The organism is Kitasatospora sp. NPDC032121 (assembly GCF_055580145.1).
This window is the reverse complement of sequence record NZ_JBVILX010000003.1, coordinates 408,073-423,184: the sequence shown is the minus strand read 5'-3', so window position 1 is coordinate 423,184 and position 15,112 is coordinate 408,073. Positions and strand designations below refer to the sequence as shown.

Sequence of the window (15,112 nt, the reverse complement as noted above, 5' to 3'; positions counted from 1 at the left end):
CTTCGTGTGCGGTGCGGGCCCTCACCGGGCGGCCAGCCGTTCGGCGATGGCGCTCACGGTCCGGGCCCGGAACACCAGTTGCGGGGGGACGCGGCTGCCGGTCTCCCGGGACAACCGCATCGCGACCCGGACGGCGGCCAGCGAGTTGCCGCCGATCCGGAAGAAGTTGTCCTCGCGGCCGACCTCGGCGAGGTCGAGCACCTCGCGCATCGCGTCGGCGACCAGCCGTTCGGCCTCGGTCATCGGGTCGGCGGCGGCGGTGGCGCGGCGTCCGGCGGGGGCGGGCAGCGCCTTGCGGTCCACCTTGCCGTTGTGGTTGAGCGGCAGCGCGTCCAGGACGTCCAGGGTCGCGGGCACCATGTGCTCGGGCAGCAGGCCGGCCAGGTGGTCGAGCAGGGCGTCCGGCTCGGGGGCGTCCGGGCCGACGGTGACGTAGGCGGCGAGCCGGCGGTCGCCCGGGGCGGGCTCGTGGACGGCGACGGCGGCCTCCCGGACGGCCGGGTGGCGGGTGAGCGCGTCCTCGACCTCGCCGGGCTCGACCCGGAAGCCCCGGATCTTGATCTGGTCGTCGATCCGGCCGGTGACCTCCAGCAGGCCCTCGGCGTTGACGTAGCCGAGGTCCCCGGTGCGGTAGAGGCGCTCGCCGGGGGCGCCGTACGGGGAGGCCACGAAGCGCTCGGCGGTCAGCCCGGGCCGGCCGAGGTACCCGTAGGCGAGGCCGGCGCCGGTGGCGTACAACTCGCCGGTCACGCCGGGCTCGACGGGGCTCAGCCGCTCGTCCAGGACGAGGACGCCCTTGCCGTTGAGGGCGACGCCGATCGGGACGGAGCCACCGGTGACGTCCTCGGGGCCGACCCGGTGGCAGGTGGTCAGGCCGAGGCTCTCGACCGGGCCGTAGCCGTTGGCGACCGCCAGCTCCGGGTAGGCCTCCAGGGCCTTGGCGACATGGGTGACGGAGGCCCGCTCGCCGGCGGTGATGGCGAGCTTCAGGCCGTCGTAGGTCTCCGGGAAGTCCTCCAGCAGGAAGTTGAACAGGCTGGCGGAGAGCTGGAGTTGGGTGACGCCGTGGCGGCGGGTCAGCTCGGCGATGGTCTGCGGGTCCGGCCGCTGGCCGGGCTGCAGGACGCAGGCGCCGCCGAAGCAGAGCGCACCGTACAGCTCCAGGGCGAAGGCGTCCCAGGAGACCGGGGAGCACTGCAGCCAGACCTCGTCCGGGCCGAAGCGGGCGTAGTCCTGGCCGAGGTAGGTGGTGGTGAGTGCGCGGTGCGGGACGGCGGCGCCCTTGGGGCGGCCGGTGGAGCCGGAGGTGAACATCACGCAGGCGAGGTCGCCGCCGTCGACCGGCAGGCCGAGGTCGTGCGCCGCGTGGCGGGCCAGTTCGGCGGCCGAGGCGTCCAGGTCGACGAGGCGGTCGACGGGGAAGGGCACGGTGGTCCGCCGGTGGGTGACCACCGTCGAGGCGCCGGTGTCCGCGACGGCGCCGGCCAGCCGCTCGGCCGGGAAGTCCGGGTCGAGCAGGGTGTAGGCGGCGCCGGTCTTGAGGGCCGCCAGCAGGGCGACGACCATCTCGGGACCGCGCTCGGCCAGCACCGCGACGGTGTCGCCGCGGCCGGTGCCGAGGCCCGCCAGGTGGCGGGCGAGCCGGTTCGCGGCGGCGTTCAACTCGCCGTAGCCCACGGTCCGTTCGCCGGAGATCAGGGCGACGGCCTCCGGGCTCCGGGCGGCCCTCGCCTCGAACAGGGCGTGCACCGGCACCTCGACGGCGGCGGCCAGGGTGCCCAGCCACTCCTCGCACAGTCCGGCCATGGTGGTGGGCTCGAAGAGGTCGCTGTCGTACTCGAAGCGGCCGGTGAAGCCGGTGCCGAGGTCGTCCACCGAGACGGACAGGTCGAAGCGGGAGACCGGGTTGGAGTGCAGGGCCCGGGTGACCTCGTGACCGCCGACCGTGAACGGCCTCGGGTCCAGCGGGTGCAGCTCCAGCAGCACCTGGCAGAGCGGGTTGCGGTCCTCGGGGCGCTCGTCGAGCACGGCGTTCGCGATGTCGTCGAAGGGCACCTCCTGGTGCCGGTAGCCGCCGATCGACACCTCGCGCACGTGCCGGACCAGCTCGCGGAAGGAGACGCCCTCCTCCAGCTTCAGCCGCAGCGGCAGCAGGTTGACGAAGTAGCCGATCAGTCCGTCGAGTTCGGCCCGGCCGCGGACGTTCACCGGGGAGCCGAGCACCAGGTCGCGCTGCCCGGAGCGGCGGTGCAGGGTGAGCGCCAGCCCGGCCAGCAGCACCATGAACGGGGTGGCGTCCTCGCTGCGGGCGAGCGCCCGGACGGCCTCGGCGACCGGGCCCGGCATCGCGAAGCGGTGGAAGGCGCCGCGGAAGGCCTGCTCCTCGGGGCGGGGGTGGTCCGGCGCCAGCGCGTCGGCGGTCGGCGCGTCGCGCAACTGCTCGCGCCAGTAGTCGAGTTGCCCCTCGATGGTGTCGTCCCGGTACTGCCAGGCGGCGTAGTCGCCGTACTGGACGGCGAGCTCCGGCAGCCCGGCCGGGCGGCCCTCGGCCAACGCGGCGTACAGCTCCTGGAGTTCGGTCTCCAGCACCGCCAGCGAGCCCTCGTCCCAGACGATGTGGTGGAGGGCCAGCAGCAGCGTCGTCGCCCCGTCGGCCCGGAACACCCGGGCCCGCAGCAGCGGCCCCCGCTCCAGGTCGAAGGGCTCCAGGGCGGCCTCGGCGACGAGCGCGTCCACCTGCTCGGCGGTGGTCTCGGTGAGCGTGAACGGCAGCTCCACGGACGGGTGGACGACCTGGCGCGGACCGTCCTCGGCGAGCTCGAAGGTCGTCCGCAGGCTCTCGTGCCGCTCGACCACGCCGGCCAGCGCCCGCCGCAGCAGCTCGGGGTCGACCGGGCCGGAGAAGCGGAACACCCAGGGCACCACGTAGGTCGGCGCGTCCGGGTTCCACTGGTCGAGGAACCACAGGCCGCGCTGGAACTTGGACAGCGGGGCCTCGGTGGCGCCGCTCCTGGTCAGCGCCGGGCGCTCGCCGCCGGACGCGGAGGTCACCGCGGCGGCGAACTCGGCCAGCGTCGGCGCGTCGAAGATGGTGTACGGCGACACCATGCCGAAGACGTCGAAGACCCGGCCCACCACCCGGACGGCGGTCAGCGAATCGCCGCCCAGGTGGAAGAAGTTGTCGTCGGCGCCGACCTCCGGCACCCCGAGCACGTCCGCCCAGACCGCGGCGATCAGCTGCTCGGCGGGCGTGCGCGGCGGGCGGCCGGCCGGCTTGCCCTCCGGCGCGGCCTGCGGCTCGGGCAGTGCCGCGCGGTCCACCTTGCCGCCGGCCGTCAGCGGGAAGGCCTCCAGCGCGGTGACCGTCGCCGGGACCATGTGCTCGGGCAGCCGCTCGGCCAGCCAGGCGCGGGCCTCGGCGTACCCCGGTGCGGCGCCGGTGACGTACGCGGCCAGCCGGCCCTCGTGGGCGACCACCACGCAGCCGGTGACGCCGGGGTGGCCGGCCAGCACCTGCTCGATCTCGCCGGGCTCGACCCGGAAGCCGCGGATCTTCACCTGGTGGTCACTGCGGCCGAGGAACTCCAGCGGGCCGTCCTCGGCGGTGCGGCGCACCAGGTCTCCGGTGCGGTACATCCGGGCGCCCGGGGCGCCGTCCGCCGGCGCGAACGGGTCGGCGACGAAGCGGCCTGCGGTGAGGCCGGGGCGGCCGAGGTAGCCGGAGGCCAACAGCGGCCCGCCGACGTACAGTTCACCGGTCCCGCCGGGCTCCACCGGGCGCAGCCGCTCGTCCAGGACGTGGAGCCGGCGCGCGCCGACCGCGGTGCCGATCGGCACCCGGGCGGCCGGCTGCTCCTGCCCCGCCCGTTCGCCGTCCAGCCGGTGGGTGGTGGCGGTGACCACGGTCTCGGTCGGGCCGTACGCGTTCAGCAGCGGCACTCCGGTGGCCGACCACCAGGCGGCGGCGGTGGCGGGCTCCAGCTTGTCGCTGCCGGAGACCATCAGCCGCAGGGTGCGCGGCACCCGGCCGCCGAGGGCCGCCACCACGTCCTGGAAGTAGCCCGCGGCCAGGTTGGCGACGGTGACGCCCTCGTCGTCCAGCAGGTCCAGCAGCGCGGCCGGGGCGAGGAGTCGCCGCTCCGGCAGGACCAGGCAGGCCCCGGCGGACAGCGCGCCGAGCACCTGCTCCACGGCCACGTCCACGGTCGGGCGGGCGAACTGCAGCACCACGTCCCGCTCGGTCAGGCCGAAGGCCCCGACGATGCCGGCCAGGTGGCCGGTGAGCGCGGCGAGCGGGACGTGCACGCCCTTGGGGCGGCCGGTGGTGCCCGAGGTGTAGATGACGTAGCCGGCGCCCGCGTTCCCGCCCGGGCCCGTGCCGAGCTCGGTGAGCTCCTCGCCGTCGAGGGCGAGGCAGGCCCCGGCGTCCTCGGTGATCCACCGGTTGCGCTCCTCGGGGGCCTCCCGGTCCAGCGGCAGGTAGGTGGCACCCGCCCGCAGCACCGCCAGCAGCGCGACCACGTGGTCCAGCCGGTCGCGTCCGGTGACGGCGACCGTCCGCCCGGGGGCGATCCGGGCGGCGAGGGCGGCGGTCAGGCCGTCCAGCTCCCGGTAGCTGATGCTCCGGCCGGCGGCCCGGACGGCCGGCCGCTCCGGGAAGCGGGCGACGGCGGCGGCGAACGGCGCCAAACCGGACGGCGCGAGTCCGGACGGCGCGAGTCCGGGCACCGGGAATTCGGTTGCCGGGAATTCGACGGGAAAACCGCGCGAGGACATCATCCAACCCCAGATCGTGAGAGAAACCGGCGACGAAAGCGACGATAGGGGGAATTCGGCGGCCCTATCGGCAGAACGAGCGGAAGGAAATCGGCAGTTTCACCATGCCGCTTCCCGAGCAGGCCAGGGCTACCGGCCGGAGATTGCGAAGGAATTCCCCGGGGACCAGACATCCTCCCGGCCCAGGGCCTCGGGAGCGTACTTCCCGAGCGAACTGATCAGCAGCCGGAGCTCCAGCGCAAGGCATTCCGCGAAACGGCGGAGCCCGGATTCCCGGTCCTCGGCGACGGCGAGCAGCGCAGCCCGGCCGAGGCCCACCGCGCGGGCCCCCAGCGCCAGGCTCTTGACCGCCCGGGCGCCTTCCCAGATCCGCCCGGAGACCAGCAGGGAGGGCGGCGGCGCGTCCGCCAGCCGGCGCAGGCACTCCGCGAGCGGCAGACCGACATGCGGCAGGAACACCCCCGGCGCCCAGCCGGTGCCGCCCTCCGCGCCGTCCACCACGACGGCATCCGCTCCGGCCTCGTGCGCCACCCGGGCGGCCTCGGCCACGTCCCGGCCGGGGTAGAGCTTCACCCAGATCCGCACCCGCGGGTAGTTGTTGCGCATCAGCCGGATCTGCTGGCGCAGGATCTCCGCGGTGAAGGTGCCCGGGGTGGCGGCGCGCAGCATCCGGCCGTCGCCGAACAGCGGGTCAAGACCGAAGCGGTCGCCGAGCGCGGCGGCGGCATCCGCGTCCAGCACGGTCATCCCGCCGAGCCCCGGCTTGGCGCCCTGGCCGACCTTCAACTCGAAGGCCAGCCGCCCGGATTCGAGCAGCGGCAGGGCCGCCGGATCACTGTGGACGAGGTTCCACACCTCGGCGTCGGCGTCCTCGGTGCTCTGCTGGACGGCCACGCCGCCGAGCCCGTCCGGCAGTTCCTCGGCGTAGGCGCGCAGCCGGCCGAGCAGCGTGCGGTCGGCGGCCTCGCCGAGCCGGCCGTAGCCGTTGACCGGCACCACGTTCTCGCCGATCACCATCGGGATCCCGAGCGCCCCGGCCTGCCGGCTCAGGGCCAGCCCGAGGTCGCCGCCGGCCGCCCGGGTGGATCCGGTCGCGGAGACGTACACCGGCAGCGCCGAGGCGAACCCGCCGGTGGTGGTGGCGAGTTCGACGTCCCGGTAGTCGGGCTCGCGGCCGAGGTCGATCAGCTTGGCGAGCCGCTGCGGCAGGAACAGCGGCGGGACGATCCGCAGAGCGTCCAGGGCGTCGGCGGGTGCCGCCTCCCCGGGCCCGCCGGCACCGAACAGCACGTGCCCGTACTCCTCGGCGGGCGGGAAAGCGGCGGCCGCCCCGGCACGGGCCCGACGCCGGACCTCCTCCTCCGGGAACCCGGGTGCGGTGAGCTCGCTCACTCCCACCGCCTCGCTTCGCTCCCTCACGGTGACACCACCCCGGCGAGCTTCGGGAACGCACTGGCCTGCCAGACGGCGTCCAGCCCGGCGACGTACCGGGTGAGCCGCTCGACCCCGATGCCGAAGCCCGCGCTGGCCGGCACGCCCTCGCGCACCAGGTCCAGGTACCAGCGGTACTTCTGCGGGTTCTCGCCGGTCTCCCGCATCCGGGTGATGATCTCCGCGTAGTCGTTGGTCCGCTGGCTGCCGCTGCACAGCTCGCCGTAGCCCTCGGGCGCGAGCAGGTCGAAGTTCCGCAGCAGGCCCGGGTCCTGGGGGTGTTCGCGGTCGTAGAAGCCGCGCGAGCCCTTCGGGTAGTCGGTGACGAAGAACGGCCGGTCGCGCCGGGCGGACAGCAACGCCTCGCCCTCCCAGTCGAGTTCGGCCTCCGGGCTCTGCGGGTGGCCGATGCCGCGCAGTTCGGCGACCGCCTCGGCGTGCCGGATCCGGCCGAAGGAGCCCTTCAGGAGTTCGGCGAACGCCTGCGGGTCCCGGCCGAGTTCGGCGAACTCCTTGGGCAGCTCGCACAGCACGCCGTCGACCATGTGCACCACCAGGTCCTCGGCCAGCTGGACGACGTCGTCCCGGCTCGCGCCGGCGACCTCTACGTCCAGCTGGTGGAACTCGGCCAGGTGCCGGCTCGTCCCGGCGGTCTCCAGCGGCTCCAGCCGGACGTTCGGGGCGATGCAGAAGATCTTGTCGAAGGCGAGCAGCGAGGCCTGCTTGTACAGGATCGCGCTGGTCATCAGCTTGTAGCGGTGGCCGTAGTAGTCGATGTCCACCTGCTTGGAGCCGCGCGCGCCGGGGTCGGTGACCGGGCCGATGATCGGCGGCAGCAGCTCGGTGAAGCCCCGGCCACGCAGGAACTCGCGGGCGGATGTGAGCAGTTGCTGCTGGATCCGGAGCGCGCTACGGGTGGCCGGTGCGGTCAGGTGGCGGCCCGGATCGGTCGGGGGCAGGGGCGTGGCGTCGGGCATGGCCGGGGTCCTCTTCTCTCGGGGAGTGTCCGTGCTCGTTCGGCGTGAAGTGGTTTCGGGCGTATGGCGGTTCGACCTGGAGCGGCGGCGCCGCGGGCCCGGTCGGGAGGGTCAGCGCGCCACGGGCAGGCCACGGGCCGCGGACGCGGACGCCGCCGCGGCCGCGTACTCGGCCCGGCCGTCGTAGCCGCGCTGGACGTGGGAGAGGGCGGCCAGCAGCCCGGCCGAGCCGAGGATCGGCGTCCGGCCGCGCTCGCCGAGTCCCGCGATCGGCATCGAGCCGACCGCGGACCAGTGCAGCCGCCCGTCCGGGCCCAGCGAGCTGCGCGTCCGCCCGGCGTTGTCGGGGTGGAGGCAGTACGGCACGTCCAGGTAGCCGGCCGCGAACGCCCGCACCAGGGCGCGCCCGACGTCGGCGTCCAGGTCGAGCACCGCCCCGATCAGCGCCCTGGCCTCGGCCTCGATCCCGGTGTCCGGTGGCGCGGCGGGCCGCGGGCGGGCCCGCTCCGCCGTGGCGGCCGCGGCGGCCGCCTCCAGCGCCCGGACGTTCTCGGCGACGGTCGGGATCCGGTGCGCCTCGGCCGTGGTCTTGACGATCAGCCGGGCCGCACCGCCGCGCACCGAGAGCCGCGCCGCGTCCTCCAGCAGCAGCCGCGCGCCGCCGGGCGAGCGCGGGTACACGCCCATGTACGCGTACACCACGAGGTGCCAGTCGACGTCCGCGAGCAGTTCCCCCGCGATCCGGCCGAGCGCGGCGAGCGCCTCCTCGTCCTGGCGGGCGTTGGCCTGCTGGGCGTAGCTGAGCGAGATGCTGCGCAGTCCGTGCGCCCGGAAGAACAGCGCCTCCAGCACGCTGACGGCGATCAGCAGCGAGGGCGGGCAGAGCTGGCCCATCAGGCAGCCGCCGAAGGTCTCCAGGTGCGGCTCGGCGCCGAACTCCCTGGTGGACGCCAGGAGTTCGCAGCTGGTTCGCCAGCGGGCGACCGACTCGTGGAGCGGGGTGCGGCCGTACGGCAGACAGTAGGAGACCGGCCCGCCCTCGGTGGCGTCCAGGCCGGCCGCCAGCAGTGCGCGGAAGATCCGCTCCGGGGCGGCCGAGCCGTGCCGTACCTGCACCGGGAAGCCCGCGTCCGCCACCCCGCGCAGCACCTCCCGGGTGACGTCGACCGGGTGGGTGGCGATCGGGTAGCCGTTGAGGCCCGCCCCGGCGGCCAGGGCGCGCCGCGCGGCCGCGAGGTCGCCGGTGCGGGTGTAGCTGTCCAGGGTGATGGTGCCGACGGTGACGGCGGCCGCGTCCCGGGTGGCCAGCAGGCCCTCCCGCATCCGGGCCGCCTCCGCCATGCCCATCCGGGGCTGGACCACCGGGGCGCCGGCCTCGGCGGCCTGCGCCACGAAGGCGCCGAAGCCCGCCCGGGCCGGGCCCGCCACAACAGGGCCGATCGCCAGCGGCCCCGCCACAACAGGGCCGGTCGCCAGCTGCCCCGCCGCAGCAGGGCCGGTCGCCAGCGGCCGCGTCACAGCAGGGCCCCGGAGCGCAGCCCGGCGACGAACTCGCGGAACCCGGCCACCGCCGCGCCCTCCTCGAAGACCGCGTCGAAGCCGGCCGCCAGCAACTCCCGCTCGCGGTCCGGGTCATCGGCTCCCGCGATGCCGAGCTTGCCGCCGATGACGGTCGGGGTGCGCCGCAGTTCCGGACAGGCACGGAGGGCCTCGATCACCCGCAGGCCCTCCTGGTGGCCGTGCCCGTTGACGCTGCTGATCACGATCAGGTCCGGTTCGATCCGGCGGCATTCGGAGAGCAGCAGCGCGTCCGGGACGCAGGCGCCCAGATTCGTCACCCGGTGGCCCGTCTCCTCCAGCAGGACCTGGAGGAACACCAGGTTCCAGGTGTGCGAATCCGAGGCGGTCGTCGTCACGACGACGGCCAGACCGTTCTGTTCGGCGTTCCCGTGCTCCACAACTCAGCCCTCATCGGTAGAGATCGTCGATGGCGTTCCGGCACGCTCCTCGCGGTGGTCCGGCCCCACGGAGAACGCTAGGAACGATCGGGCCGGGCAAGCGGCAGCTCCTGCGGCATTAAGCGGCAGAATCGGCGCAGTGGGCAGAGTCGGCGGAGTCGGCAGCCTGCCGACGCGTCGCGGTCGGCCGGCGACAGCCGACCCCGGCGGTCAGCCCGCGACGGCCAGCAGCGGGACGTCCCCGCCCGAGCCGAGCCGGGCCCCCGGCTCCTCCCGGACGAGGCGCCGGCACAGGTTGAGCACCGTGAAGCGCACGCCGTCCCGGGCGGGCACGCTGCGGATCAGCCCGCGCGACAGCAGTTCGTGCACCGTGGCGAGGCAGGTCTGCAGCGCCCAGCCGCTGCGGACCACCGCGTCCTCCCCCGACCACTCCCCCGGTTCGTCCACCAGCACCTCAAGCAGGGCGCGCTGACGGTCAGTCAGGCATCGGATCGCGGGCTCCACCTCGTCCCGCAGGTCACCGCGCGCGCCGAACACCACCGGCGGCGCGGCCAGGGTGAACGGGACGGCCCCCAGCCGGGCCACCAGCTGGGCGGTGGACTGCACCAGCGCCCACCCCGCCGCCCGCTCCAACGCGCCGGGCAGGCCGTCGAGGCGGCGGCAGAGCTCCGCGACGGCGGGTGCCTCGGAGCGCTCCAGGGTGTAGCCGGGGCGCAGCCGGCACAGGTGTGAGAGCAGCAGCCGGACGGCTCCGACCTGCGCCAACGCCTCCGGCTCGGCGTCGAGTTCGGGAGCCGGGACGGGCAGCGGCGCGAGCGGGATGACCTGGCCGCCGGGCAGCGGCCTGGCCTGCCGGGCGGTGATCAGCACCCGCAGCCCGGGGCAGTGGTGGAACAGCCCGTCCAGCTGCCCGGCGTCCACCCCGCCGTCGGCGCCGTCCAGGACCAGCAGGGCGGGCCGGTCGCCGAGGTCGCGGACGAGGTCGTCCAGCGGCGCGCGCCAGGGGTGCGGGCCGCCGCCGCAGTCCACCCAGCGCACCGACCAGCGGACGGCCAGGTGCAGCCGACGGGCGACCTCCAGGGCGAGCCGGGTCTTGCCCACTCCGCCGAGGCCCACCAGCGAGACCAGCCGGTCGCCGTGCACGGCGAAGGCGTCGGCCAGCACCTCGGCCTCCATCTCCCGGCCGACGATCGCCCCGCGCGCCACCGGCGGGGCGGCCGGCGCGGCCACCGGCTCGTCGGCGAGCGGGTGCCGGCGGGCGGCCTCCTCGAAGTCGGCCCGGCTGCGGCCCTCCAGCCGCAGGGCGTCCGCGAGCAGCCGGACGGTCTCGTTGCGGGGCCTGCGCACCCGGCCGCTCTCCATGTCCCGGATCGCCCGCACGCTCAGGGTCGCGTGGTCGGCCAGGCACTGCTGGGTCAGCCCGATCCGCTCGCGCCGTAGCCGCAGCAGCTCGCCGAAGACCGCCGCCGTTCTCACCGCTTGCACCGACTGCCCGCCGTCCATGCCTCGTCTGCCCTTCGTGGTCCGGACTCCTCCTGGCGTCGGGACCGGTGGCGGCATCAGCGCCGGGTCCCGTTCGGCCCGTGGTCCGGCCGTACGGGACCCGCGTCCAGGCTGTGGCCTCCGACCGGCTCCCTCCGGTTCCCGATGCTCCAGGCTCGCCGTCTACGCCCGATCAACGGCCGATCACCGGCCCTACCCACGACCTTCACCCGGGCCTCACAGTCCGTTTCGGTACGTCCGACGCGGCGCCGGTGGCCCGGTCACCCGGCGGCCCGGCCCGGGTCACCCGGCGGGCACGACCGGCACCCGGCAGGCACGCGACCGGCACCCGGCGCCCGGCGGACATGCGGCGGCCCGGACCCCGACGGGTGCCGGGATCCGGGCCGGTCGCGCGGTCAGCGCCAGGCGTCCCGGGAGGTCATTCGGCCGCCTGCCTGAGGCCGCCGACGCACAGCGCCCAGATGACCAGGGCGTCGATCCCGATCAGGATGGCGGCCCACGCCGGGTAGTACGGCAGCCACAGGAAGTTGGCGATGATTCCCAGCGAGGCGACGGCCACACCGAAGATGCGGGCCCACAGGGCGCCGCTGAAGACCGCGATACCCGCCACCACGATGAGGACACCGATGATCAGGTGGATCCACCCCCACCCCGCGGTGTTCATCGAGTACACGTAGTTGCGGGTGACGACGACCAGGTCGTCCTTGGCGATCGAGGAGATCCCCTCGAAGATCGCCATGAGACCGCCGGTGATCAGCATGACCCCGGCGAAGATGGTCCATCCGGACGCATAGGGATGCCGCTGGGGCTGGGGGATCTGGCTGGTGCCGACTCCACTGACGCTGCTGGTCATGGTGACTCCTTCGATGGCAACCGCCTCGCGGGCCGCGGTGGGCGGGAGGGTGGAACAGAAGTCCTACGTTCACGGTAGAGCCGGATCCCGGTCCTGTCGTTCGCACGGATCCGGCCGCGGCTGCGGAGCGTGGCCGCCGCCCCGTACGACCACGTGGGGTTTCCCTCAGTCCTCGTCCCGCGGACTCCCGGCCCCGACCCGTCCGGAGGCGGCGAGCAGCGCCAGCACGGCGAGGACGGCGAGGAGCACGAGGGCGAGCAGCAGCACGGTCAGCACCGTCGGGTGGTTCCAGAGGGCGAACACCAGGGCGACGATCAGCAGCGCCGCGAGGACGAGCCAGCGGCGGTGGGCGTCGGTCCAGGTACCGGCCCGACCGGTGTGCACGCCGTGCGCACCGCTCCACCGGGCGACCGAGTCCGCGGCGTGGTCCGCCCGGCCGCGCACGGCGCGCGGCAGGCGGCCCGCCCCGGAGAGGTAGGCGCCGAGCGCCACCACCACGCCCAGGACGATCGCGGTACGCAGACTGACCCGCAGGAACCTCACCAGCGTGTCGAAGATCGCGGCCGCGGCGTCCGGGGACTGGACGGCGGGCGGCAGGTGGTCGAGGTAGTAGTGCCGGGCGACCACCAGGGCGATCGCCACCAGCAGACTGGCCCCGGCCGCTCCGAGCGCCGTGGCCACCAGGGCGCGGCGCCGGCGCCGCGCCAGCAGGACGCCGACCAGGCCGAGCAGCACGGTGATCACCGGCAGCCAGTTGCCCAGCACGTCCAGCGCGTGTGCGGCACCGCGGGCCTTTGCCAGCTCGTCGGACTGGAACAGCACCATCTGCTTGTTCACTTCCGGGATCTTCTCGGCCGGGGTCAGGCCCGCGGCCACCAGATCCTGCTTCAGCTGGTCCACGGCCTTGCCGACGTCGAGGGTGACCGTGCCGTCGCCGACCTCGACGGCGCCGCGGCCGTGTCCGGTCAGGGCGTGGACCACGGCCGTGTGGGCGGCACGGTTCGCCTGGGTCCAGACGGTGTCGAAGGCGTCGCTGCGCACCACCTTGGTCGCCGCCGCGGTGACCACCTGGTCCACCGCGTCGTCGATCTTGGGCCCCAGCGACTTGACTGCGGACGCGGCCCGGGGCGGCAGCCCCTGCGACTGCAGCCAGCCGGCCAGATCGGAGGCGACCTCCGGGCCGTTCACCCTCACGTCCACCGCCTCGGTGATCCGGTGGACCGCGGCGTCCTGGACCGCGGGGTTCCTCGCCAGAGGCGCGACCGTGCTGACGTACCGGTCGGTGTCCAGCGCGATGTCGTGCAACCAGACGGTGAGCAGCGAGACCGGCACCAGGATGCAGGTCAGCGTGATCAGCACGGCCGACACGGTGCTCATGACGATCCGGCCCGCCCGGGGGCGGTGCCCGGGCCCCACGGGGGCGCTGCCGCCCCCTGTCGGAGGCCCGTCGCCTGGCGGGGGCCCGGACGCCGGGGGCCCGGACGGCTGGGACCTGGACGGCTGGGGCCCGCCCGTCGGACGCTCGGACGGCTGGGGCCCGGACGGCTGGGGTTCACTCGGTCCGTTCAACGGCTCTCCCGGCACTCGCCACGCGGCCCTGGCACCGCTGGACACCATTCACGCCGCACCGCCCCCCGCCCGGCACGCCGGGCTGGGCCGCCCGGACGAGGTGTGTTCCGGGCCGGCCGGCCCGGAACACACCCGACACCGGGCCGTTCCTCACCCCGGGCAGGTGATCCGCGGGCCCGGCGGCGGCCCCTAGCGTCGGAAGCAGCGCCCTGCCCGACGGACCGACCTGCCCGACGGACCGAACGGACCGAACGGACCGACCCGACGGGCCGGGCGAGGGACTCCACGTGGAAGGGAACACCACCATGACCGAGGACGTCCTCGCCGAGACCGGGCCCATCGACTACCTGGTGGTCGAGTTCCCCGGCAACCGGATGACCGGCGAAGCACTCCCGCTGCTGATCGACCTGGTGGACCGGGGTCTGATCCGCATCCTGGACTTCGCGTTCGTACGCAAGGACACCGACGGCACCGTCGCGGGCATGGAGATCGCCGACTTCGACGGGGACGGCCGACTGGACCTGGCCCTCTTCGAGGGCGCCGGATCGGGCCTGCTCGACGAGGACGACCTGAGCGAGGCCGCCGGGGTCATCGAGCCCGGCAACTCGGCCGGCGTGCTCATCTACGAGAACACCTGGGCCGCGCCGTTCGCCGCGGCCCTGCGCCGCGGCGGCGCCCAGGTGGTCGCCAGCGGCCGGGTGCCGCTGCAGGATCTGCTGCACTCCCTGGACGCGCTGGACGGCACCGAAGGAAACGACGGGAACGACGGGAACGACGGGACGGACGCGTCGGACGGCTCCGGCTCCGGAACGTCCGCCGCCGGGTGAACCGCCGAGAGGAGAACGAACCATGCCAGGTCTGCTGCGCGGTGTCGCGCGCACCGCCGTCGTCGCCGGCACGGCGACCGCCGTGTCCAACCGGGTGTCCCGTCGCCAGGCGGGCCGCTGGGCCCAACAGGACCTGGTGGCCGAACCCGCGCCGCCCCCGCCACCGGCTCCCGCCGCTCCTGCCGCGCCCGCCCCGGCGGGCATGGACCAGAAGATCGCCCAGCTGCAGCAGTTGGCGCAGCTGCGGGACCAGGGTGTCCTCACCGAGGAGGAGTTCACCGCGCAGAAGCAGCGGCTCCTCGCCGCGTAGCACCGTCTACGCAGAGCGCCCCACAGCACCGTCCGCGCACAGCGCCCTCGGCACACCGGCGGATCCGGCGGATCACCCGCGGAGGGTGATTCAGTGCCCCACCGCGACCTTGGCCGCCACGATCACCAGACCCAGCACCAGGTTGACCGCCCCCTCGGCGGCGATCTGGCCCGGTGAGGCGCCCGCCCGGCGGGCGCCCAGCGCCGCCCAGGCCACCTGCTGCGCCACGGCGACGCCGAGGGCGAGCCAGGCGTTCTCCCCCGCCCCCAGCCACGGGCTGACCAGCACAGCCAGGGCGGGCAGCGCCGACGCCTCGACGAGCGGCCACTCGTGCCGGCCCACCTCGCGCACCTGGCGCCGGGTGACCTGCCGGCCGGCCTCACGCTCTCCGGCCACGCGCGCGTAGACGTGGGCGGCCCAGAACACCAACCCGGTGATCACCAGCAGCAGGATGAGCGACAGCCTGGGGTGCGGTTCGTTGAGGCTGGCGGCCGCGATCACGGAGGCGGCGAGCATCGAACCGTACACCGCGCCGGCGTAGTCGGTCCGGGGCCGGATTCCGGCCGCGGCCGGTTCGCCCGGGGCGGGGGTGCGACTGCGCGAGGTGGTCATGACGCCTGCTCCCGTCATCCCCTCGAACACGTCCGATGGGTCCCACGACCGACGGGTCCCACCTCCGGGTCCCACGTCCGACGGGCCCGTTGCGGCCATCATCGCCCGCGTTCCGGGTTCCGGCGCGTCGGCGCGGTCACCCACGCCGGGTGATCCGGAGTCCGGCCGACGCTCGTAGCGTGGGCGGGAAAGGTCGTTTCCCCCGTCGTCCTGCGGAGGTCGTTTCCCCCGCCGTCCGCGGTTTCCCCCGCCGTCCGCGGAGGTCGTTCCCCTCGCCGTCCGTCCGTCGTTTCCCT

The 15,112-nt window shown here is 74.8% G+C and carries 11 protein-coding genes; 2 read left to right on the top strand and 9 right to left on the bottom strand.

From position 1 onward, the window contains the following. Nucleotides 1-21: 21 nt before the first annotated feature. The 8 genes from ACZ5OX_RS12830 to ACZ5OX_RS12795 form a co-directional block, all read right to left on the bottom strand. The gene (locus ACZ5OX_RS12830; RefSeq protein WP_465629926.1) at nt 22-4,728 is read right to left on the bottom strand and encodes an amino acid adenylation domain-containing protein; all 4,707 of its coding nucleotides are present in this window, start codon (nt 4,726-4,728) and stop codon (nt 22-24) included. A gap of 177 nt (nt 4,729-4,905) precedes the next feature. After that, nucleotides 4,906-6,168 carry a glutamate synthase-related protein gene (locus ACZ5OX_RS12825; RefSeq protein WP_465629925.1) on the bottom strand — a complete coding sequence of 421 codons (1,263 nt, stop codon included), beginning with the start codon at nt 6,166-6,168 and terminating at the stop codon, nt 4,906-4,908. A 23-nt stretch (nt 6,169-6,191) separates the two neighbouring features. Further along, on the bottom strand, nt 6,192-7,184 hold the full coding sequence (locus tag ACZ5OX_RS12820) for an asparagine synthetase A (protein ID WP_465629924.1): 993 nt from the start codon (nt 7,182-7,184) through the stop codon (nt 6,192-6,194). 111 nt (nt 7,185-7,295) lie between these two features. Next, nucleotides 7,296-8,612, bottom strand: a complete 1,317-nt coding sequence (locus tag ACZ5OX_RS12815) for a methylaspartate mutase (RefSeq protein ID WP_465630134.1) — start codon at nt 8,610-8,612, stop codon at nt 7,296-7,298. Between the two features lie 86 nt (nt 8,613-8,698). Then, nucleotides 8,699-9,142 (bottom strand): cobalamin B12-binding domain-containing protein, encoded by a 444-nt coding sequence (locus ACZ5OX_RS12810; protein WP_465629923.1) that lies wholly within the window; start codon nt 9,140-9,142, stop codon nt 8,699-8,701. A gap of 210 nt (nt 9,143-9,352) precedes the next feature. Further along, on the bottom strand, nt 9,353-10,627 hold the full coding sequence (locus ACZ5OX_RS12805) for a helix-turn-helix domain-containing protein (RefSeq protein ID WP_465629922.1): 1,275 nt from the start codon (nt 10,625-10,627) through the stop codon (nt 9,353-9,355). Between the two features lie 436 nt (nt 10,628-11,063). Continuing rightward, nucleotides 11,064-11,498, bottom strand: a complete 435-nt coding sequence (locus ACZ5OX_RS12800) for a DUF7144 family membrane protein (RefSeq protein ID WP_465629921.1) — start codon at nt 11,496-11,498, stop codon at nt 11,064-11,066. 165 nt (nt 11,499-11,663) lie between these two features. After that, a complete protein-coding gene (locus ACZ5OX_RS12795) occupies nt 11,664-12,875 on the bottom strand; it encodes a hypothetical protein (RefSeq protein ID WP_465629920.1) in 1,212 nt (403 codons plus the stop codon). A 497-nt stretch (nt 12,876-13,372) separates the two neighbouring features. Between ACZ5OX_RS12795 and ACZ5OX_RS12790 the strand changes: the two genes are divergently transcribed. Next, nucleotides 13,373-13,894, top strand: coding sequence for a DUF6325 family protein (locus ACZ5OX_RS12790; protein WP_465629919.1), 522 nt, complete (start codon nt 13,373-13,375; stop codon nt 13,892-13,894). A gap of 22 nt (nt 13,895-13,916) precedes the next feature. Beyond that, on the top strand, nt 13,917-14,204 hold the full coding sequence (locus tag ACZ5OX_RS12785) for an SHOCT domain-containing protein (protein WP_465629918.1): 288 nt from the start codon (nt 13,917-13,919) through the stop codon (nt 14,202-14,204). A gap of 90 nt (nt 14,205-14,294) precedes the next feature. Here ACZ5OX_RS12785 and ACZ5OX_RS12780 read toward each other — a convergent pair whose 3' ends face one another. Continuing rightward, on the bottom strand, nt 14,295-14,816 hold the full coding sequence (locus ACZ5OX_RS12780; protein WP_465629917.1) for a hypothetical protein: 522 nt from the start codon (nt 14,814-14,816) through the stop codon (nt 14,295-14,297). Nucleotides 14,817-15,112 lie beyond the last annotated feature (296 nt).